Below are 21019 nucleotides of genomic sequence, written 5' to 3'. Positions count from 1 at the left end.
GTCAGAGCGCGGGCCGGATCATGATCTGGCCATACGTTAACCATACATTTACCCCATGAATGACAACAATCGTAAAAAGATAAATATATGTAATAGATACGTGATCTGGCAAAAATAACACAGTTACTAACCGTAAACTGTACGGTTTGCAGTTTGCACGTTATGGTTGTGAATAAATAAAATAGTGTGAAGGGAACTTTTATGCTGTTCCCATACTTCGCGCACACGCGTCAGGAATCTAAAGGAAAGAGGTATGCGGCCAAAAGGCACAGTCACCAACCTGTTGCCCGTGAAGGTGGCGGCAAAAACAGAAGAAAGTTTTGGGTGAAGCTTTTTTCAAAAAGCTTTGAAGAACGCCGACTTTTTGAAAAAAGGCGGCACCCAAAAATTTTTATCATTTTTTATCAATGGGTTGTTTTCAAGTAGTGTTTCAGGGTCTGGTGCTGTCATGCTGGCTCTTGGCGGATGTCCGAGCCACCCGCAGATAGTACATGACAAATACACTGGCGCCACGGCCTGTGTTTCGGGCAAGCATACGGATCATTCCGGACTGCTCCAGACATTGAATACCATCGCCACATATGTGCAGGGCAAGGGCTACGCGGTGGGAATTGAATATAACTCATATAAGCTGCCTGTCGCCTGTCGCCTGTCGCCTGTCGCCTGTCGCCTGTCGCCTGTCGCCTGTCGCCTGTCGCCTGTCGCCTGTAACCGTGTGGAGCGACGGGCATCAATACACCTATAACGACCTGGGATCGGATGCTCATGCCTGTATGGGCGCGGACGGCTGCCTGATCGAGGAACGCGGCGCCATCAAACTGTCAAAGGATGAATTCTACTAGGTCGCCAAAATGGGGTTCGATTTCAAGATTGTTGGCTATCATGGCGAGGTCACGGGGCATATGCCCGCATCGATTTTCCAGAGCGTTATCGATCAGTGTCCCGATGCAGGCAGTACATCAGGCGGATAATATCATCCGGGCCTGTGCCGCCGGGCTGGCCACCCCGACGCTGTCGCGGCCCATTGTTTGAAAGGGCGGCAATGCCGGGGTCAGCTTTTGCGAAAAAGGCTGTTGTGGGAAAGGAACCTGAAAAAGTCTTTCCCTGTTCATTCAGGTCATGCCTGAAAAAAAGGGTATGTCCGCGGCGGGATTCGAACCCACGGCCCCAGGATTCATACCACTTCGGCTTTCACCGCCGCCATGAGCATGGCGTTCGTGGTCTGGACTGTCCCTTCACCATGGACCGCATGCGGTCTACAGGTGCTGCCCATCCAGTCTCTACACCTTGCCGGTTACACCGGCCTTGGCTCGGGATTGGCACGGCTTTCGCCAGAGCGTTCCCCGAATTTGAGCAGATCCGCCATGGGGTTTCCCGTCATGGCGCCCAATTTGAAAACCAGGAATCCTGTGCTCTATCCGGCTGAGCTACGCGGACATACTGCCAGCTTTCTAACCGAGCCCATGCGCGTGGGCAAGGGCAATTTTCCCGCTAGCGCCGCCTGCGTGCCTTCTGCGCCAGGCCGCACAGGCGGGCCACATGCCGCAGCCCCAGCACGATATCGGGGCTGCCGGTCTGCTTGCAGGCCAGTTCCAGCGCCTGCGTATCCTGTGCCGCCTGCAGCAGGGCGGCAGCCGACCAGGCATTGAGTGCCTGCCCGAAACTGTCCGTGCGCTTGAAAAAGACCGGCGGGCGTAACTGCCGCATGGCCTCTGCCCGGCCCATCCCGCCATCCATGGCCAGCCGCACCCGGCGCAGGCGGTGAATATGGCCCAGCAGCACGCGTGCCAGCGCCACCGGGCTGCTGCCATCGGTCACCAGCGCGCGCTCGGCGGCGGCATCGGCGGTTTCGCGCTCGCCCGCCATGGCGGCAAACGCCGCATCCTCCAGCGACACGCCAGCCGCATCACCCACGCAGGCGCGCACATCCTCCAGCCCCAGCCTGCCACCGGCACCGGCAAACAGGGCCAGTTTTTCCACCTCGCTACGGGTAGCGGCACGATCCGGCCCTGCGCGTTCAACCATCCAGCCCAGCGCATCGGGGTCAATGTCTACCTTATGCCCCGCCAGCATGTGCCGGATCGCGCCTTCAAGCGCGCGGCCTTCCTCGGGGTAGCAGCCGATGACGCCACAATGCCGGTCCTTTTCGGCAAAGGCGCGCAGTTTTGAGCGTGAGGCCAGGCCAGGCGCCTCAAGGATGACCAGCGTGTCCGACTCCTGCGCCAGGCAGTGCTGCATGGCGGCCAGCACGCTGTCACCCACCTCGCGCAGCCAGATCACGCGCCGCCCGCCGGTCAGTGACAGGGCGGTGCTTTCCTCCTCCAGCCGGTCATGATCCTCGCGGCCCAGGATGGCCACGCGAAACGGGTCGTTGAGGTCGGGGCATATGGCCCGTGCCGCTGTCGTGGCCCGTTCGCGGATCAGCCCGGCGTCATCTCCATGCAGCACGATGGCCCGCAGCGCGCCGGGCGCGTTCAGGGTCGCGTTGACGGAGCGGGCGTCGATCTTCACCGGTTCTCGTTGCCCCCGATGCTGATGCCAGACATGTCATCGTTCTCGAGCGTGGACGTGCCCCGACGGGTGCTGGCAGGGGCCTGCGTGGTGGTGTCGGGCGTATTGTCCATGGGGCCGTTTTCATCGGGGGTCATCATGTCACCGTTGTTTTCCCCGTTGAGCTGGGCATCGGTGCGGCCGGTGGCCATGGTGGGCATGCCGTCGGCGCCGGGTTGCTGGGCAGGCATCTGGTTATTGGGGTTGATGATGCCGTTGGGGTCGGTGTAGCGCGGCTGGTTCTGCCCCCGCACCGAGCCGCTGATGGCGGGCTTGGCATGGGTGCGGAACCACGCGGCCACCTGCTGCGTGACCTGCTCGCCCAGGTTCTTGGCCACGCGGGCGCGCACGCCTTCAAGGTTCAGGGTCTGGGCGAAATACTGCTCGTAATTGTTGTTCACGCCATCCACCACCGAGGCATCGCCCCCGGCCAGCATCTCCGGGTCGTTGGCCATGGTTTCCAGCGTCCAGTGGGCAAAGGCTGTGGTGCGGGTGCGGCCCGATGTGTTGTCGGCGTGGATGTCCACGGCCTCGTTCATCAGGTAGGTGCGGATGCGCAGCACGTAACGGGTCGGGTTTTCCGGCCCGGCGCCGCCCATGTCCTGTTGCAGGGCCTGGCGCAGCAACTGGCCATAACGCTCGTTGATGCGCGCGACATAGACCTGCTTGAGTTCGGCCAGCACATTGCCGGCAGTGGGCCTGCCATCCGGGCCGATATGGCTTCCCGTCGTCTTGTACATCGGGGAAAAGCCGCACCCTGCCAGCATGAGCAGGGCGCACAGCACGCCGGTGCGACGGACGGGAATGGCCATGTCTATTTCGCAACCACGAAATTGACGATGCGGCCGGGCACATGGATGCGCTTGACGATCCTCGCCCCTTCAAGCAGGCGGGCCACGTTCGGCTCGGCTTCCGCCAGGGCGATCACCTTGTCCGCGGGCGTGTCCGGGGCCACGGCAATGGTGCCGCGCAGCTTGCCCATGATCTGCACCGCAATGGTCAGTTCGCTGGCCTTGAGCAGGTCAGGGATGGCGGCAGGCCAGGCGCGTTCCACCACGGGCTGGCCGCCGGGCTCAAGCAGCGCCATCATCGCTTCCGCCTGGTGGGGCACCATGGGGGCGGCGAGCAGGGCCAGCATGGTGGCGGCCTCGCGGCGGGCAAAGGCCATGCCGTCCTCGCCTGCCGCCTTCTCGGCCTCGGCCAGGGCGGAGGTCAGTTCATGCAGGCGGGCCACGGCCACGTTGGCGCTGAAGCCTTCAAGCGCCTCGGTTACGGCGGCGATGGCGCGGTGTGTTGCGCGGCGCAGCCCGTCAGCTGCGCGTGAAAGGGTGGCGGGGCAGGGCGCATCCGCCGGAGTCTGTTCGGCCACGGCGCGTGCAAGGCGGAACAGGCGCTGCAGGAAGCGCGCGGAGGCCGCGACACCCGATTCCGTCCATTCCATGTCGCGCTCGGGCGGGCTGTCCGACAGCACGAACCACCGCGCCGTATCCGCGCCAAACCGCTCGATGATGGCCACGGGTGCCACGGTATTGCGCTTGGACTTGGACATCTTCTCCACGCGGCCAATCGTGACCGGCGCGCCGTTGTCGCGGCGCACGGCGCTGTCCGCGCGGCGCTCGACTTCCTCGGGGTAGAGCCAGTTTCCTTCCGCGTCGCGGTAGCTCTCGTGGTTGACCATGCCCTGCGTGAACAGCCCGTTGAACGGCTCATCCACATGCAGGTGCCCGGTCTCGTGCATGGCGCGGGTAAAGAAGCGGGCATAGAGCAGGTGCAGGATCGCATGCTCGATGCCGCCGATATACTGGTCCACCGGCAGCCAGCCATCGGCGGCAGCGGGCACGGTGGGTGTTGGCGCGTGCGGTGCCGTAAAGCGGGCGAAATACCATGAACTATCGACAAAGGTGTCGCAGGTATCGGTCTCGCGTAGGGCGGGCTTGCCGCAGTTGGGGCAGGCCACGTGCTTCCAGGTGGGGTGGTGTTCCAGCGGGTTGCCGGGGCGGTCGAAGGTCACGTCCTCGGGCAGCTTTACGGGCAGCTGGTCATCGGGCACGGGCTGCGCGCCGCAATCGGTGCAGTGGATGACCGGGATCGGGCAGCCCCAGTAGCGCTGGCGCGAAATGCCCCAGTCGCGCAGCCGCCAGTTGACCACGCCCTGGCCAACGCCCATGCCCTCAAGCCGGGTGATGGCCTCTTTCTTCGCCGCATCCGTGTCCAGCCCGTCGAGGAAGCCGGAGTTGAACAGCGTGCCGTGGCCGTCACAGGCCTTGTCGGTCATGGTGAACGTCCCGGCCTCGGCGCCTGGCGGCAGGATGACCGGGGTGACGGGCAGGTTGTATTTGCGCGCGAAGTCAAGGTCGCGCTGGTCGCCACAGGGGCAGCCGAACACGGCGCCCGTGCCGTAATCCATCAGCACGAAATTCGCGATCCAGACCGGGAAGGATTTATCGGGCATGAACGGGTGGCTGACCCGTAGCCCGGTGTCGAAGCCACGCTTCTCGGCGGTTTCGATCGCTTCTTCCGATGTGCCAAGGCGCTGGCATTCGGCAATGAATTCCTGCGCCTTCGCATTGCCCACGGCCACCTTGGCCGCCAGCGGGTGGTCGGCGGCAATGGCCAGGAAGGACATGCCGAACAGCGTGTCGGGGCGGGTGGTGAACACCTCGACCGAATCAAGGTCGGTGTCGAATCCCGTGGGTGGCTCGTGCAGGCCGAAGCGGACCTTCGCCCCTTCCGAGCGGCCGATCCAGCGTTCCTGCATGGTGCGCACGCGCTCGGGCCAGCGCGGCAGGGTGGACAGGCCCTCAAGCAGTTGCGGGGCGAATTGCGTGATCTTGAGGAACCACTGCGAGAGCTTCTTCTGCTCGATCAGCGCGCCCGAGCGCCAGCCGCGCCCGTCCACCACCTGCTCGTTGGCCAGCACGGTGTTGTCCACGGGGTCCCAGTTGACCCAGCTTTCGCGGCGCTCGACCAGGCCGCCCTTGAGCATGTCGAGGAACAGCTTCTGCTGCTTGCCATAATATTCGGGCAGGCAGGTCGCGATCTCGCGGTCCCAGTTGAAGGAGAAGCCAAGGCGCTTCAGCGTGGCGCGCATGGCGGCGATGTTGTCCATCGTCCACTGGCCCGGATGCACGCCGCGCTCGCGCGCCGCGTTCTCAGCGGGCAGGCCGAAGGCGTCCCACCCCATCGGGTGCAGCACGCTGAAGCCGCGCGCGCGCTTGTAGCGCGCCACCACGTCGCCCAGCGTGTAGTTGCGCACATGGCCCATGTGCAACTGCCCCGACGGGTAGGGGAACATCTCCAGCACATAGTATTTGGGCCGGTCGGCGGGGGGCACGTCCGGCACGTCGAAGATGCCCGAGGCAGCCCAGCGTTCCTGCCACTGCGGCTCGGCCGTGTGGAAATCATAGGCGGGGGCGGCGTTATCGGCAGGGGTGCTGGTTTCGGTCATCTTCTTCTGGTTCGGTATGCGGAGGGCAGGCGGCACGCGCCCGCTGAAAAGGGCCGGGCAGCGCACGACCCGGCCGGGACTGATGCGGGGCGCGGGGCCTAGTGCTGGCCGCTATCGGTGCGGAGCTGGCGCGCGCGGGTCAGGATGCGGGCCGTAATGTCGGACACGGTATTGGCGGCAACGGGGGTATCGACCCACTGCCCTTCCTCATAGGCCTGGCGGAAAACCGACACGCGCACCGCATCCGAGCGCAGGCTGCGCGAGAGGACGAAGCAGGTGATCTTGAAACGTTCATCCTTGGTGGCGGGCGGGGTGTACCAGTCCGTCAGGATCACGCCCGCCACGGCATCGGCCGAGGCAAACGGCATGAAGGACAGCGTATCAAGCGCGCCACGCCACAAAAAGGCGTTGACCCCGTTGCTTTCCAGCGGCGTAGAGCCGCCATTGGCGCCACGATCTTCCTTGAGCAGGCGGTTCTGGGGCACGGCCAGGCCGCTTTTGTCGTGCTGCGGCGCGCTGCCGCAGGCGGCCAGCAGGCTGGCGGCAAGCAGGGCGGGCAGTGCGGCGCGTGGCAGCAGGGCACGGCCCGGGGGGGCGGCAGAGGGAGCAGGCTGGAACGGGCGAAGGGTCATGATGCCTCTGTGGACGCCGGGGATGGCCCCGCATGTGGTGATCCGGCCACCCGCCCGGACACCGGCGGGCATGCCGGGCAGGGGCGTTGCGGCCTGTCGCGTTATTCTTCTTCATATCCTGCCGCGCCTGCCACGCCAAGTCGCATGGGCACTTTACCGTGCCCTGCGTGACAATCGGGCCATTGAAGCGCAAAAATGGGCATACACGCCAACTGCTGCGGAACATGATGAAACACGCGCTTACAGGGTCTGCTACCTTCCTGCTCATGGCCGGGCTGTCTTTTGCCGTTCCGGCGCATGCGGCGGTCGCACTCGCCGCAAGCCCGACTGGCGCGCGGGCGGCGGACATGGCGGCCCGCCTGCAACCCGCCGAGCAGCAGGCCGTGCTCCAGGCCCGCCCCGTTCCGGCTACCGACGGGGGTGAGAACGCCCCCGGCCTGCTGGCCTGGCCGGGCGTGCCCCGGCTGGGGCTGCCGGTGCTGCGCATGCCCACCTTCGCCACCCCCGCGCAACCCGGTGATGGCCCGCCCCGGCCCATGCTGCCATGGCTGGCGCTGGCCGCGACATGGGACCCCGACCTCGCCCGCCGCGCAGGCGTGGCCCGCGCCCGGGCGGAATGGCTGCATGGCCGCGCGGTGCTGCGCGTGGGCGGCGTGGACACGCTGCCCTCGGGCCGGTTGCAGGGCGGGGAGGACCAGGTGCTGGCGGGCAGCATGGCGGGCATGATCGGGGCGGGGCTGCTATCGGGTCATGTGCTGCCGGTTTTTGGCTCGGTCGTGCGTGAGGAGCAGGTGCGTGCCGATGGCGCGGCCCCCGAGCGCGGCGCGCCGGTCAAGGCTGCCGACCTTGCGGCCCACAGCCTGCTGGGCGTGGCCATGGCGCTGGAGGTGGCGCATGGCGGCGCGATGCTGTGCGGCGGCATGGCCCCCTGCGCGGCGGTTACGGGGCTTGAGGCCATGGTGCGCGAGGCATGGCATTTTTCCGGCATGATCATGGCCGTGCCGGGCGGGGCCGTGCCCGCAGGTGCCGTGCATGGCACGGACGGCGCGCCCGCGCTCGATGCCGTCGCGACCGGGGTGGACATGGAGCAGGTCGGCCCCGGCAGGCCCGACGTGCTGGGCGAGATGCTGCGCGAGGCCGTGCGCGATGGGCACATAAAGCCCGCGCAGGTGCAGGCCATGGTTACGCATATCCTGGCCTCGTTCTACATGGCGGGCAGCCTTGACCATCCGCCGCCTTTCGCTGCCGCCCGCACCGGCGTGCAGCCCCCGCCCGTTGATACGCTGGTGGGTGACGTGGAGGCCGAGGGCGCGGTGCTGCTGCAAAACGAGAATCGTGTTCTGCCCCTTGATCCCGCCCTTGGCCCGGTGCTGGTGCTGGTGCACCCGGCCATGCGGGGGGCGGCCGACCTGCTGGCCGACGGGCTGCGCCATGCCGGGCTGAACGTGACGGTGGCCATCGCGCCTGATGGCGCGGGGGCGACGGGCACCCTGCCGGCCGCCTGCGCGCAGGCGGCCCGCACGCTGGTGCTCAGCGCCAGCAATGACGATAACCAGATGATCACCACCCTGGCCGAGCTTGGCGGCCACGTGGCCGTGGTGCTGACCGCCGATGACCCCGACCGGCAGATGCCCTGGCTTGATGCGGTCGATAGCGTGGTGCAGGGCTGGGCATGGCGTGATGAATATGCGCAGGCTTTATCGGCGCTTTTGTCGGGGCAGCAGGATTTCTCGGGTCATCTGCCGGTGACATTGACGGGAGGGCTTTACCCGCCGGGCATGGTCGATGCGAATTACCGCGCGTTCGAGCGCGCGCATGTCGTGCCGCTGTTTCCGTTTGGCTATGGGCTGTCGGCCCGCGGGCGGCTGGTGCTGAGCGAACTGCACGTGGCGCGTGAGGGCAATCACCTCAATGCCAGCTTCACGCTTTCCAATCCCGGCACGGCGGCGGTGCGGGCCGTGCCCCAGCTTTATGTCGAAACCCCGCCCGACCTGCCGGGCAATCCGCGCAGGCTGGCCGCGTGGCGCAGCGTCATGGTCACGCCGGGGCACCCGGTGCGGCTGAGCGTGCCGGTCAGCCTGCGGCTGGTGGGGCAGTGGAACAATATGGCTGGCAACTGGGCCGTGGCGGCAGGCGACTATACGCTCTCGCTCGGGTTTTCATCGGTCATGCTGGTGCGGCATGCAACACTGCACCTGCCCGCGCTGCACATACCCGCCACGCTGGAAAACCAGCCCGCCCCGATAGTGATCGCTGAATGAGCGGTAACGATTGAAGGTTTCTTGTGAGACTGTTGGAAGTTTTTGGTGAAGCTTTTGTCAAAAAGCTTTGAAGAACGCCGCCTTTTTGAAAAAAAGCGGCACCCGAAAACTTTTGTTGTTTTTCATCAATGAACTGTTTTCGAACAGTTTCTTACTCTCCGGGCCGGATGACGGTGCAGGGCAGGCCCTGGTCCTTCAGCGTGGCGCAGGCCCGTGTCGCGGCGGATTGCGAAAGCCCGGCGAGGCGGGCGCGGTAGATCACGCCCGCGGGCCGCCGGACCGGAATGACCAGGCTGCGCGCGCCCTGCAGGGCCGCAAAGTCACCCTGCCGCGCCATGGAGTTGGCAAAGCGGGCCTGCCCCTCGGCTGAAAACGCGCCAACCTGCACCATCCATGCCCCATATCCGGCACCGGCACTGGGCGCGGCGGCAGCCGTGCGGGCATCGGTGTGGCAGGCGCTGCTGCCGGGATCATAGGCGAGGTTGGCATCATGCACGCAGGCCGTGCGGTGCTGCACGGGGGCGGGCGGGTTGAGGGTCGCGTACTGCACATAGGTGTGGTCGGGCTGGATGGTGGTGCCGTTGCCCAGCGGCGTGGGCGTGGATGTTACCCGCTGGCCGGAAGAACCATAAACCGCCAGCGGCCCGCTCAGTGCCACTTCATTGCCAAGATTGGGGGTGATGATGCGTAGGTAGCGAACCGTCTGGCTGGGGAGCGGGCGACCTTTTTCAAGGTAATCGTTCAGCCGTTCCGTGCCTGCGTTATAGGCGGCAAGGAAGCCGGGCGCGCCATACAGCCCGTACAGGATGCGGATATAGGCCGTGCCCGCGAGAATGTTGTTGTGCGGGTCATACGGGTCGGAGCCGAGGTGATTGCGCCGCTCCATCTCGGCATAGGTGGGCGGCATGAGCTGCATCAGCCCGATCGCCCCGCTGGCCGAGCGCGTGAGGCGGCCATCGATATATTCGTGCCCGCCCGATTCCTTCTGGATCACGGCGCGAATCCATTCCTGCGGCACGGAAAAACGGCTGGAGGCATCGGCAATATAGGGCTGCCACGGGTCGGTCGCAGGACCTGGCGGGCGGTAGGCGGCCTTGCCCTTGTAGTAGCTGCCATAGCTGGCATGCGTGTGGCTGCTGCCACCCCCGCCGGGTGACGTGGCGCAGGCGGCAAGCCCGAGGCCTGCAATAGCAAGCAGAAACAGGCGCGTCATGTCCCGCAGGGAGGGAGGTGCAGGGAGCATGTTCAGATCAGGCACAGTTCCGCCAGTTCGTTGCGTAGGGCTTCGGGCAGGATGTCGCCCGCATGGCTGTTTGCCAGAAGGTCGGGTGGCGCGTCTGCGGGCTTGAGGTAGCGCCAGCCCTGAAAGGCGCGCATGGCACGTGGGCTGACGGGAATGATTTCGGGCGCCATGACCACCCGCGCGCAGGCCACGCCATCATCGCGCGTGTCAGGTTCGATGGCGGTAATGCGCTGGCGGCACAGGATGCGCCCGGCGATGACGCGGTAGATCGACCCACCATCAAGTATTTCCGCCGCCCGGCGTGGATACATGCGCGTGCGGAACCACGGCTGGCCCGAAGGGCTGGTGCCATCAAGGTCATCCGCTGGCGGGATCTGGAGCGACTGGCGGGCAGCGAGTTCCTCAAGGGAATGCACGCCAACCGCCAGCTTGACCATATGCAGCATGCCCGGCCCTTACCGCGCGGGGGGTGCGGCATCGCCCTGCGCCGCATGCATGAAGGTCTCGCGGAAGCGCTTTTCATCAATGCTGCGCACGATATGCATTACCCGCATGGGGCTGTCTTTGGGGGCAAGGGCCTCGGGCACCACAAAGGCATGGCCATAATGCGGGCCACGACTGGTGTCGATATCCATGCGGGCATCGACGGCGGAGGTGACCAGCGTGGGGTCGGCGGCGATGGCGGTGGTCATTTCATCCCACATGGGCAGCGGGTCGTAATAGCTGCCGATATAGGTGGTGAGCGGCGTCTTTTTGCTGGTGATCTGGCCGAGGTACTCGCGTGAGAGCATGAGGTCGTTCGACACGCTGCCCACCACCGTAATCGCCTTCCACGGCGCGGTCAGCGTGATGTGGGCGGCCTCGGGGTCGAAGATCATGTTGAAGTCGGAGGCGAAGTCCGCGTTGCCGGTAATCGACATCATGCTGGTATCAAGCATGCCGCCCATGAAGATGAGCTGTTTCGCCGTCTCGGCAAAGGTGGGGTCCTGGCGGATGGCAAGGGCGAGGTTGGTCAGCGGGCCTGCGGCCACAATCGTGACTTCATGCGGGTGGGCATGCACCTGCTCGATCAGGAACTGCACGGCGTCCTGTTTTGCAGGCGGCGTATGGGGCGCGCCTTCCTTCATGGTACCGATGGCGGGCTGCATGTCGGGCGCGGTATCGATGGAACCAATGCCGCCCCAGGCACCCTTCCACGGAATGGCGCCGTACTGCTGCTCATGCAGGCGCATTTCGGCACGGGTGTTGACCAGCGGGTAGACCGCGCCATCGGCCACCGGCACGTCAGCCTTGCCAATGATTTCAAGCAGACGGCGCAGATGGGCGGATTCCGCGTTCTCCCACCCGTCGCCACTCACCACCGTAAAGCCCAGCACGCGCACATGGGGGTTGAACAGCAGCGGAATGGTGGAAAGCTGGTCCGACCCGCCGGGGCCGAGGAAGTCGTTATCCTCGATCATCAGTTCCGGGCCGCCCGTGGCGGGTGCTGCCATGGCGGGTGCCGCCATGAAGGCAAGGGCCGCGGCGGTGGCGGCGAGGCGGGTGGACCGCGAAAGGATGGATGACAACACGCGGCAATCTCCCTGCCCTGAATGCATGGCCCTATCGTATGGCCTAATGCCTCAAAGCACCAGCGCGGCCAGCAGGCTTTCCAGCCGCAGGCGGCCCGCGTCGGTGGCGCGCAGGCGCTGGGCTGCGGGGTCAAGTACCAGATAGCCTTCATCAGTCGCCATGTTCAGGATGTCGGCATCAAGCGCGTCAGCCACAGCCATGCCGGTGCGCCGGGCAAAGCGGGCGGTGTCGATGCCCTCGCGCAATCGCAGGCCCATCAGCAGCATTTCACGCGCGCGGTCGCGGTTATCGAGCCGCTCATCGGGGTGGGCGCCGGTGCCCGTGCGCTCCACGCGCTCGGCCCACGGCTCGGGCGCGCGGTGGCGGCGGGTGGCGCAGGTCACGCCATTGCGGGTCAGCCGCCCATGCGCGCCGGGGCCGATTCCCAGGTAGTCGCCATAGCGCCAGTAGGTCAGGTTATGGCGGCTCTCGGCGCCGGGGCGGGCGTAGTTCGAGATTTCGTAGCCCAGCAGGCCATGCCGAGCCGCCACCTCGGCAGTCAGTTCATACAGCCTTGCCGCGTCATCGCCTTCGGGCAGGCGGAAGCGGCCCTGGCGGTACAGCCCTTCGAATTTCGTGCCCGGCTCGATGGTGAGCTGATAGAGCGACAGGTGATCGGACACCAGCGCCAGGGCGGCTTCAAGCTCGCTGCGCCACGCGGCTTCGGTCTGGCCGGGCCGGGCGTAGATCAGGTCGAACGAGATGCGCTCGAACAGCTTGCGCGCGGTCTCGAGGGCTGTAATGGCCTGCGGCGCGTCATGCTCGCGGCCCAGAAAGCGCAGGGCCTCGGGCTCAAGGCTCTGGATACCCATTGAAATGCGGTTGACCCCGGCCGCGCGGAAGGCGCGGAGCAGGCCGGTCTCCACGCTTGTCGGGTTGGCTTCGAGCGTGATTTCCACAGTGTCGGTAAAGCCGAAGGCGGCGCGGGCATCCGCAATCAGCCCCGCCACCGTCTCGGGCGCCATGAGGGATGGCGTGCCGCCGCCAAAAAAGATGGAACTGATGGTCGGGCGCTCGGCGGGCGTGTCGCCCATCAATGCTGCTTCGTGGGCCAGTTCGCGCCTGAGTGCGCGACCAAAGCGGGCGCGGGGAATTTCATCGCGCACATGGCTGTTGAAGTCGCAGTATGGGCATTTGGACAGGCAGAACGGCCAGTGCACGTACAGCGCCAGCGGCTCGGCCATGTTGGATGCGAGACTGTGTGAAAACCCGGCCAACGAAACTCCTTACGAACTGTAAAAAGTTTTTGGGGAAGCTTTTTTCAAAAAGCTTCAAAAAGAATGCCGCCTTTTTGAAAAAAGGCGGCACCCAAAAACTTTTGTCTTTTTTTATCAGATCCCCAGCCGCACGCCCAGCTCCACCACGCGGTCAGGCGGAATGCGGAAGAACTCGGTCGCCGGCGTCGCATTGCGCGCCATGAACAGGAACAGCGACATGCGCCAGCGTGAAAGCTTGGGCACCGATGAGCGCACCAGCAGCTCGCGGCTGGTGAAATACGAGGCCTGCAGCGCATCAAAGTCCAGCCCGCTTGCCTTCAGGTCTTCCAGCGCGCGGGGCAGGTTGGGCATTTCCATGAAGCCGTAGCGCAGGATGATGCGGTAGATGTCGGGCGCAAGCTCCTGCAACGCCACGCGGTGGCCATGATCGGCCTCGGGCTGGTCGAGCGTCTGCACGGTCACGAACAGCACGTGGTCGTGCAGCACCTTGTTGTGTTTCAGGTTGTGCAGCAGGCAGGCGGGCACGAAATCGGGGTTGCCGGTCATGTACACCGCCGTGCCCGGCACGCGGATGATGCGCGACTGCGGCAGGCGGGCCAGGAAGGAGTTCATCGGCATGCTGTCCTGCTTCTGCCGGTTCATGATGAGCTGACGGCCCTTTTTCCAGGTCGTCATCATCAGGGTCAGCACCACGCCCAGCAGCACCGGCACCCAGCCGCCCTGCGGGATCTTGAGCGCGTTCGACGCAAAGAACGTCGTATCAAGCAGGAAGAAGCCGCCAAACGTGGCAATCGCCGCAGGGCGCGACCAGTGGTACAGCCTGCGGAACACCACCATGGCCAGCACGCAGGTGCACATGAACGTGCCCGTCACCGCAATGCCGTAGGCCGAGGCCAGCGCATCGGAACTGCGGAAGGCCAGCACCAGCAGCAGCGCGCCCACCATGAGGAAGCGGTTGAACTCGGGCAGGTAGATCTGGCCTTCTTCCTCCGCATTGGTGTGGGTCACGCGCAGGCGCGGCAGGTAGCCAAGCTGGATGATCTGGCGGCACAGCGAGAACCCGCCCGAAATGCCCGCCTGGCTGGCAATGACCGTGGCCATGGTGGACAGGATGATCATCGGCACCTGCATCCAGTGCGGGCCAAGCAGGAAGAACGGGTTCTCCAGCGCCTTGGGCTCGGAGATGATGAGCGCGCCCTGGCCCAGGTAGTTCAGCGCCAGGCACGGCAGCACGCAGAACAGCCACGCATAGCGGATGGGCTGGCGGCCGAAATGCCCCATATCGGCATAAAGTGCTTCCGCACCCGTAACCGACAGCACCACCGAGCCAAGGGCAATGAACGACAGCCACCCGTGATAGACGATGAACTGCACCGCATAGGTGGGCGAGATGGCCAGCAGCACCTTGGGGTGGTGCAGGATTTCAAGCCCGCCAAGGATGCCCAGCAGGCTGAACCACACCAGCATGATGGGGCCGAATATGGTGCCCACCTTGCCCGTGCCGTAGCACTGCACCGAGAACAGCCCCACCAGCACCAGGAGTGCGATGGGAATGACCAGGTCATGGGCGGCGGGGAAACTGACCTCAAGCCCTTCCACCGCCGAGAGCACGGAAATGGCGGGCGTGATCATGCCATCGCCAAAGAACAGGCACGCGCCGCCGATTCCCACCATGCCGAGCGCGATGCGCATGCGGTTGCTCGGTGCCACGCGCTGGGCCAGCGACATGAGCGAGATGATCCCGCCTTCGCCATTATGGTCGGCGCGCATGATCAGGATGACGTATTTCACCGTCACGATCAGCAGTAGTGACCAGATGATGAGGCTCAGGACACCCAGTATTTCCCACGGCTCGATCTTGTGGTGCTGCGACACGACCATGATGGTCGAGCGCAGGGCGTAGATCGGGCTGGTACCGATATCACCAAACACCACGCCGAGCACGCTGAGCAGGGCGGCAAAGCCGACCGGGTTCGCGGCATGCTCGTGCTGGTCGGCGCCGTATTCGGTAATCTTGGGCGCGGCATTGGCCTGCTGTGCGGCAGGCACGGGGTGCGCGCCGCCATCCGGCGTCGTTGAGGATCCGGGGGCAACAGGCCCCGTGGGTTGCGTCATGTCGTGACGGCTCCGCGGCAATGAAGACTGAAAACCGGCATCACATCGCGACCGGATAGTTCCGCATTACCGCCTCGCCCCATGTGCAGCAAGGCCCCTGTGTGCTCGGGTGCCATTCCGCCCCGTTCAGGCGTGGGCGGGGCGGGCCCCGAAAATGGCGCTGCCCACCCGCACCAGCGTGGCGCCACAGGCGATTGCCGTCTCGAAATCGGCCGACATGCCCATGGATGCCACCGGCAGCCCGTGGCGTGCCGCCAGCCCTGCCAGCGTGCAAAAATGTGGCGTGGGGTCGGCACCCTGCGGTGGAATGCACATCAGCCCGCGCACGGCGGGGCCAAAGCGGGTCATGCTGTCGGTGATGAAGGCATCGGCCTCTTCCAGCTTCACGCCTGATTTCTGGCTTTCATCGCCGGTATTCACCTGCACCAGCAATTGCGGCAAGCGGCCTGCCCTGTCCGCCGCGCGTGCCAGCGCATCCGACAGGGCGGGGCGGTCGAGGCTTTCGATCATGTCCGCGATTTTTACCGCTTCAAGCGCCTTGTTGGTCTGCAACCCGCCGATGATGTGCAGCTTCAGGTCGGGGAAACGCTCGCGCAGCGGGGGGAATTTGGCCGCCGCCTCCTGCACGCGGTTCTCGCCAAACAGGCGCTGGCCTGCCTCGAGTGCCGCGAGAACGCTGGACTGCGGATGGAATTTCGACACCGCCACCAGCCCTACGCTGGAGGGGTCGCGCCCTGCTTCGCGCGCACTCGTTGCAATGCGGGTGCGGATACCGCTCAGGGCCTGTGCTATGGATGCGGATGTTGACATGGCCCTAGGCTTGGCATGAATAGCGGCCCGGTCAAGCCCCCAGGCGCCGTCGCGCCGTGAAGTGCCGCATTTGCAGGTCAGGATTACATGAAGTCTCCCCCATCCCCGTCGTCCCGCCCCGATGGCCGCCCTGATGCCCGCCCCGATGGGCGTCGCAATCGCGCGGGTCGCCCCGACCGGCGTGGCGGCAAGGTTGCCCCTGACCCCACGCGCGACATTGCCTTCGATATCGTTGAAGGGGTGATCGTCCATCGCCGCATGCTCGATACCTCGCTCGAGCATTCCGCCGCCGCCCGCACCGCCGAACCGCGCGACCGCGCCGCCGCCCACCGGCTGGCCGCCACCGTGCTGCGCCACATGGGCACGGCAAACGAGGTGCTTTCCCCCTTCCTCAAGCGCGAGCCGCCCGAGCCGGTGCGCGTGGTGCTGCTCATTGGCGTGGCGCAACTGCTGTTTCTTGACACGCCGCCGCATGCCGCCGTGGCCACCTCGGTGGCGCTGGCGCGCAGGCGGGGGCTGGTGCCGTTTGCAGGGCTGGTCAATGCCGTGCTGCGCCGGGTGGCGGCTGGGGGCGTCGAAGCGCTTGAGGGGCTGGACCAGCCCCGGCTCGATGTGCCGGCGTGGCTGTGGCAGTCCTGGGGCAGGCTGGTCCGCCCCATCGCGGGTGCGCTGGGCCATGAGCCGCCGCTCGACCTGACCATCAGGCCCGGCTGCGATGCCCCGCCCGGCGGCGAGGTCATGCCCAACGGCAGCGTGCGTTTCGCGGCGGGCACGGTCAAGGTGGCCGAACTGCCCGGCTTTGCCGAAGGCGCTTTCTGGGTGCAGGACATGGCGGCAACGCTGCCCGCCCGCCTGCTCAACGTGACGGCAGGCGAGCGCGTGGCCGATCTGTGCGCGGCCCCTGGCGGCAAGACCGCGCAACTGGCCTGCGCGGGGGCGGAGGTATTCGCCATCGAGCGCGAGGGCCGCCGCCTTGAGCGCCTGCGCGCCAACCTCGCCCGGCTGGGGCTGGCGGACGTGAAGGTGATCCACGCCGATGCCGCCACCTGGAGGCCCGAGGCCCCGCTTGACGCCATCCTGCTCGATGCGCCGTGCTCGGCCACCGGCACCATCCGCCGCCACCCCGATGCCATGTGGATCAAGCGCCCGCGTGACATCGCCACCATGACCGAAGGGCAGGACCGCCTGCTCGCCGCCGCCCGCGACATGCTGCGCCTCGGCGGGCGGCTCGTCTATGCCGTGTGCTCGCTCCAGCCCGAGGAAGGCGAGCAGCGCGCCCGCGCGGCGCAGGCCATGGGCCTGGTCCCCGATCCGTTCACGCCCGAGGAACTGGCCTTCCTGCCCCAAGCCCGCACGCCGGAGGGCTGGCTGCGCACCCATCCGGGCATGCTGGCTGATCGGGGCGGCATGGATGGCTTCTTTGCCGCGCGCTTCCGCCGGGGGTGAGAGAGGCTGCGGCCCCGCGGGCAGGCGGACACATTACCGGGGGAAGTGTGATGAAAGGTTGGCGTCGGGCAGGGATTTCTGTTAAAAAACAGGGATGGCTGCTCTGAACACCCCCCTTATCGCGCCGAGCCTGCTGGCTGCGGATTTTTCACGCGCGGCGGAGGAAGTCGCCGCGGTTGAAACCGCTGGCGCCGACTGGCTGCATCTTGATGTGATGGACGGGCATTTCGTGCCCAACCTCTCCATGGGTCCGCAACTGATCAAGGCCCTGCGCCCCACATCAAAGCTCCCGTTTGACGTGCATCTCATGATCGCGCCGGTCGATCCCTATATCGAAGCCTTCGCCAGGGCGGGGGCCGATCATATCCACCTGCATGTCGAGGCCGGGCCGCATACGCACCGCTCGCTGCAGCATGTGCGCGATCATGGCGTCAAGCCGGGCGTTGCCATCTGCCCCGCCACCCCGCCCGAGGCGGTGGGCGAGGTGCTCGACTTGGTGGACATGATCCTTGTCATGACCGTCAACCCCGGTTTTGGCGGCCAGAAATTCCTGACCAGCCAGCTCCGCAAGATCGAGACCCTGCGCCGCATGGCTGATGCCACCGGGCGCGACATCCGCATTGGCGTGGATGGCGGCATCACCGCTGAAACCGCGCCGCTGGCCGTTGCCGCAGGCGCTGACGTGCTGGTTGCGGGCACGTCCGTCTATGGGCAGCCCGATTACGGTGCCGCCATCGCGGCCCTGCGCAGCGGGGCGCATAGCCCGGCGTGAGGCAGGGCTTGCCGATCCATCATGGTGGTGGTGGGTGCCCATGGCACTGACCCGCTTCGCGCGCGTCGTGCGCGTCTCCTTTGCGCGCCTTCCGCTTCTGGGTGATGGCAGGTACCTGCCTGCCGCCCCCGTTCACAACGTGCGCGACCTGTGGCCGGGCAATACCACCGCGGGCGCCAGGCTTGCGCGTGGCAGCCTGACATGGGCGGGCTATACCCACCCCGTAGGGCCGGGGCAGTGGGATGACCCGGCATTCGAGCCTGCCTTCCGTGAAGGGCTGCTCAGCTTTCGCTGGCTGCGCGACCTGCGCGCCGTGGGCACCGATGCCGCGCGGCTCAAGGCGCGCGCGCTGGTGGATGACTGGTTGCACCATCCCTCCCAAAGCCCGATGGCGCTTGAATGCGGGGTGATCGGCGCGCGGGTCGCGGCGTGGCTGGGGCATTATGATTTCTTTGCCGCCTCCGCCAGCGATGCGTTCCGCCAGCGCCTCATGGCCCGCATTCTGGTGGAAGGGCGCATGATCGCCGCCCTCATGCCGCCCGAGCAGCCGGGCTGGCAGGGACTGGCGGCACTCAAGGGGCTGCTGGCCGTGGCCGTGGCCATGCCGGAATATACCGGGTTCCTGACCCGCTACCGCCGCTATATCGACAACGTGGTGGAAAGCCAGGTCCTGCCCGATGGCTGGCACATCGAGCGCAGCCCGGAGGTGCAGTTGCGCGCCCTGCGCGAGTTGGCCGAGATGCGGGCCATGATGCAGGCGGTGCAGCACGCGCTGCCGCATTCAGTAGCCCTGGCGCTGGACAAGATGAGCCCGGTGCTGCGCGCCATGCGCCATGGCGACGGGGGGCTGGCGCTGTTCAATGGCAGCCATGAGCGCAGTGCTGCCCTGATTGACATGGTGCTGTCGCAGGCCACGCGCACGCGGGTCGTGGCCAGTGTCATGCCCGATGGCGGGTTCGTGCGCATGCAGGCCGTGCGCTCGCTGCTTCTGGTTGATGCGGGCATTCCCGCCCCGGCCCCGTTTGACCACAATGCGCATGCGGGCACGCTGTCGTTCGAGTTCTCGTGCGCGCGTCAGCGTCTGATCGTCAATTGCGGGGGCGGCGTGCTGCCCGCATGGAAGGACGCCCTGCGGCAGACGGCGGCGCACGCGGTCGTGACGGTGGAGGGCATGTCATCCGCCGAATTTGGCGAGGATGGCACCGTTCGCCGCCGCCCCACCCATGTGGGGGTGGAGCACGCCGTGGCCGAAGGGGCGCACTGGCTCAACCTGTCGCATGATGGCTACCATGCCTCCGCCGGGGCGACGTATTACCGCAGGCTTTACCTTTCGGCCGATGGCGAGGTCCTGCGCGGCGAGGAAACGCTGGAGGGCGAGCGCGAACTGGCCTTCGCGCTGCGGCTGCACCTGCACCCGTCGGTTACGGCAGTCGATGCGCTTGATGGTTCCATCCTGCTTTCCGCTGGCGAGCAGCACTGGCGCTTCCGTGCGGAAGGCGGCGTGGTCTCGATCGAGGAGAGCGTCTATTCCGGCGGGCAGGTGCCGTGTCGCACGCTTCAGCTTGTGGTGCAGGTGGAACCGGCGGCAAGGATGGCGGAAGGCGGGCAGGAGGCTGGCGTGGAGCCCGCGGCCCCGCCGCCACAGGGCAGCACGCCGCTTGGCGATGTGCCGCCAGGCAAGATCCGGCAGGTGGTGCGCTGGGGGCTGAAGCGTGAGAAACTGCTGCTGCTGACATGAAGATTCTTGAAATCACGAATGTCGATTTCTCGATGCGGCAGTTTCTCTTTCCCCTCATGCAGGCGCTGCGGGCCGAAGGGCATGAGGTTGCGGGCGTATGCGCCGATGGGCCATTGCTGGCGCAAATGCGTGCCGATGGACTGCGGGTTGTGTGCGTGCCCATGTCGCGCACGCTCTCGCCACGGGCGCAGTGGCGGGCATGGCGGGCGCTGGTGCGTGTCATCCGGGCGGAAAAGCCTGACATGGTGCATGCCCACATGCCCATAAGCGGCCTGCTGGCGCGGTTCGCCGCCCGGTGGTGCGGGGTGCCGCGCATTGCCTATACCTGCCACGGCTTTCTGTTCAACCAGCCCGGCTCAAGGGTGCGGCGCGTTGCGGCGCTGGTGCTGGAATGGCTGGCCGGGCGCGTGACCGACATCTACCTCACCGTATCGGAGGAAGAAGCGCGCGATGCCCGCAGGCTGGGCATTCACCGCCACGCCACCGCCATTGGCAACGGGCGTGACCCGGCCACCTTCCACCCTGACCCGCAGGCCCGCGCCCGGCTGCGCGCGGCGCTGGGCGTGAGGGAAGGGCAGGTGGTCATCCTGGCCGTATCAAGGCTGGTGCGCGCCAAGGGCTACCCCGAACTGCTGGCGGCGATGGAGCGCGTGCCCGATAACGCGGTGCTGTGGATCGTGGGGGAACGCCTGCCGAGCGACCGGGGCGCGGACCTTGCGGCCTGTTTTGCGGCGGCCCGTGCAAGGCTGGGGGCGCGGCTGGTTTTTCTGGGCTACCGCGAGGACGTGGCGGCCCTGATGGCGGCGGCGGATATCTTTACCCTGCCCAGCCATTTCGAGGGGCTGCCGATGAGCGTGATCGAGGCCATGCTGTGCGGCCTGCCGGTTGTCAGCACAACCATTCGCGGCCCGCGTGAGCAGGTCGTGGCGGGGGAGACCGGGCTGCTGGTCGCCCCCGGCAATGCCGCCGCGCTGGCCAGTGCCCTTGGGCGGCTGGTGCAGGATGCGACCCTGCGCGAACGCATGGGCGCAGCCGGGCGGGCCCGCGCCCTTGCGCGGTATACGCAGGCGGCTGTCATGGCCCGGGTTACGGCATTGCTTACGGGCAGGCCTGACTGATCAAAAGTTTTGGGTGAAGCTTTTTTTTTAAAGCTTCAAGGAACGCCGCCTTTTTGAA

16 protein-coding genes are annotated in these 21019 nt (G+C 66.1%); 6 read left to right on the top strand and 10 right to left on the bottom strand.

Going from position 1 to position 21019, the window contains the following annotated elements; genetic code table 11:
• Positions 1-201: 201 nt before the first annotated feature.
• Positions 202-426: a hypothetical protein gene (locus GXY01S_RS18545; protein WP_082770778.1), complete on the top strand. Its 225-nt coding sequence runs from the start codon at positions 202-204 to the stop codon at positions 424-426.
• Positions 427-1491: 1065 nt separating this feature from the next.
• Here the strand turns inward: GXY01S_RS18545 and holA are convergent.
• From holA to GXY01S_RS07720, 4 genes are all read right to left on the bottom strand, one after another.
• The gene (gene holA, locus GXY01S_RS07735; protein WP_061273778.1) at positions 1492-2511 is read right to left on the bottom strand and encodes a DNA polymerase III subunit delta; all 1020 of its coding nucleotides are present in this window, start codon (positions 2509-2511) and stop codon (positions 1492-1494) included.
• Positions 2508-3362, bottom strand: coding sequence for a hypothetical protein (locus GXY01S_RS07730; RefSeq protein WP_061273776.1), 855 nt, complete (start codon positions 3360-3362; stop codon positions 2508-2510). Before GXY01S_RS07730 ends, holA begins: the two co-directional genes overlap by 4 nt.
• A gap of 2 nt (positions 3363-3364) precedes the next feature.
• Complete coding sequence (gene leuS / locus GXY01S_RS07725; RefSeq protein WP_061273831.1) at positions 3365-5998, bottom strand: leucine--tRNA ligase; 2634 nt, start codon at positions 5996-5998, stop codon at positions 3365-3367.
• A gap of 98 nt (positions 5999-6096) precedes the next feature.
• Positions 6097-6630, bottom strand: a complete 534-nt coding sequence (locus GXY01S_RS07720; protein ID WP_061273829.1) for a DUF3576 domain-containing protein — start codon at positions 6628-6630, stop codon at positions 6097-6099.
• A gap of 224 nt (positions 6631-6854) precedes the next feature.
• Between GXY01S_RS07720 and GXY01S_RS07715 the strand changes: the two genes are divergently transcribed.
• Positions 6855-8891: a glycoside hydrolase family 3 protein gene (locus GXY01S_RS07715; protein WP_255210390.1), complete on the top strand. Its 2037-nt coding sequence runs from the start codon at positions 6855-6857 to the stop codon at positions 8889-8891.
• A gap of 151 nt (positions 8892-9042) precedes the next feature.
• On the opposite strand, the gene GXY01S_RS07710 is transcribed toward GXY01S_RS07715, so the two are convergent.
• The 6 genes from GXY01S_RS07710 to GXY01S_RS07685 form a co-directional block, all read right to left on the bottom strand.
• Positions 9043-10104, bottom strand: a complete 1062-nt coding sequence (locus tag GXY01S_RS07710) for a lytic transglycosylase domain-containing protein (RefSeq protein WP_061273774.1) — start codon at positions 10102-10104, stop codon at positions 9043-9045.
• A gap of 32 nt (positions 10105-10136) precedes the next feature.
• Entirely contained in the window at positions 10137-10580 is a 444-nt protein-coding gene (locus GXY01S_RS07705; RefSeq protein WP_061273772.1) for a DUF1489 family protein, read from the bottom strand.
• Positions 10581-10589: 9 nt separating this feature from the next.
• Entirely contained in the window at positions 10590-11732 is a 1143-nt protein-coding gene (locus GXY01S_RS07700; protein WP_082770776.1) for a nucleoside hydrolase, read from the bottom strand.
• 24 nt (positions 11733-11756) lie between these two features.
• Positions 11757-12929: a radical SAM family heme chaperone HemW gene (gene hemW, locus GXY01S_RS07695; RefSeq protein ID WP_061273771.1), complete on the bottom strand. Its 1173-nt coding sequence runs from the start codon at positions 12927-12929 to the stop codon at positions 11757-11759.
• 147 nt (positions 12930-13076) lie between these two features.
• Complete coding sequence (locus GXY01S_RS07690; RefSeq protein ID WP_061273769.1) at positions 13077-15077, bottom strand: potassium transporter Kup; 2001 nt, start codon at positions 15075-15077, stop codon at positions 13077-13079.
• Positions 15078-15203: 126 nt separating this feature from the next.
• Positions 15204-15887: a YggS family pyridoxal phosphate-dependent enzyme gene (locus GXY01S_RS07685; RefSeq protein WP_061273767.1), complete on the bottom strand. Its 684-nt coding sequence runs from the start codon at positions 15885-15887 to the stop codon at positions 15204-15206.
• Positions 15888-15974: 87 nt separating this feature from the next.
• Between GXY01S_RS07685 and GXY01S_RS07680 the strand changes: the two genes are divergently transcribed.
• The 4 genes from GXY01S_RS07680 (at position 15975) to GXY01S_RS07665 (ending at position 20961) form a co-directional block, all read left to right on the top strand.
• A complete protein-coding gene (locus GXY01S_RS07680) occupies positions 15975-17333 on the top strand; it encodes an RsmB/NOP family class I SAM-dependent RNA methyltransferase (RefSeq protein WP_061273765.1) in 1359 nt (452 codons plus the stop codon).
• A 94-nt stretch (positions 17334-17427) separates the two neighbouring features.
• Positions 17428-18105: a ribulose-phosphate 3-epimerase gene (gene rpe, locus GXY01S_RS07675; protein WP_061273763.1), complete on the top strand. Its 678-nt coding sequence runs from the start codon at positions 17428-17430 to the stop codon at positions 18103-18105.
• Positions 18106-18145: 40 nt separating this feature from the next.
• Positions 18146-19843, top strand: coding sequence for a heparinase II/III family protein (locus GXY01S_RS07670; protein ID WP_061273823.1), 1698 nt, complete (start codon positions 18146-18148; stop codon positions 19841-19843).
• A complete protein-coding gene (locus GXY01S_RS07665; protein WP_061273760.1) occupies positions 19840-20961 on the top strand; it encodes a glycosyltransferase family 4 protein in 1122 nt (373 codons plus the stop codon). The genes GXY01S_RS07670 and GXY01S_RS07665 overlap by 4 nt, the downstream gene beginning before the upstream one ends.
• Positions 20962-21019: the final 58 nt, after the last annotated feature.

The sequence above is a fragment of the Komagataeibacter xylinus NBRC 15237 genome, assembly GCF_001571345.1.
Classification (GTDB): Bacteria; Pseudomonadota; Alphaproteobacteria; order Acetobacterales; family Acetobacteraceae; genus Komagataeibacter; species Komagataeibacter xylinus.
This window is presented reverse-complemented; position numbering and strand designations above follow the sequence as displayed.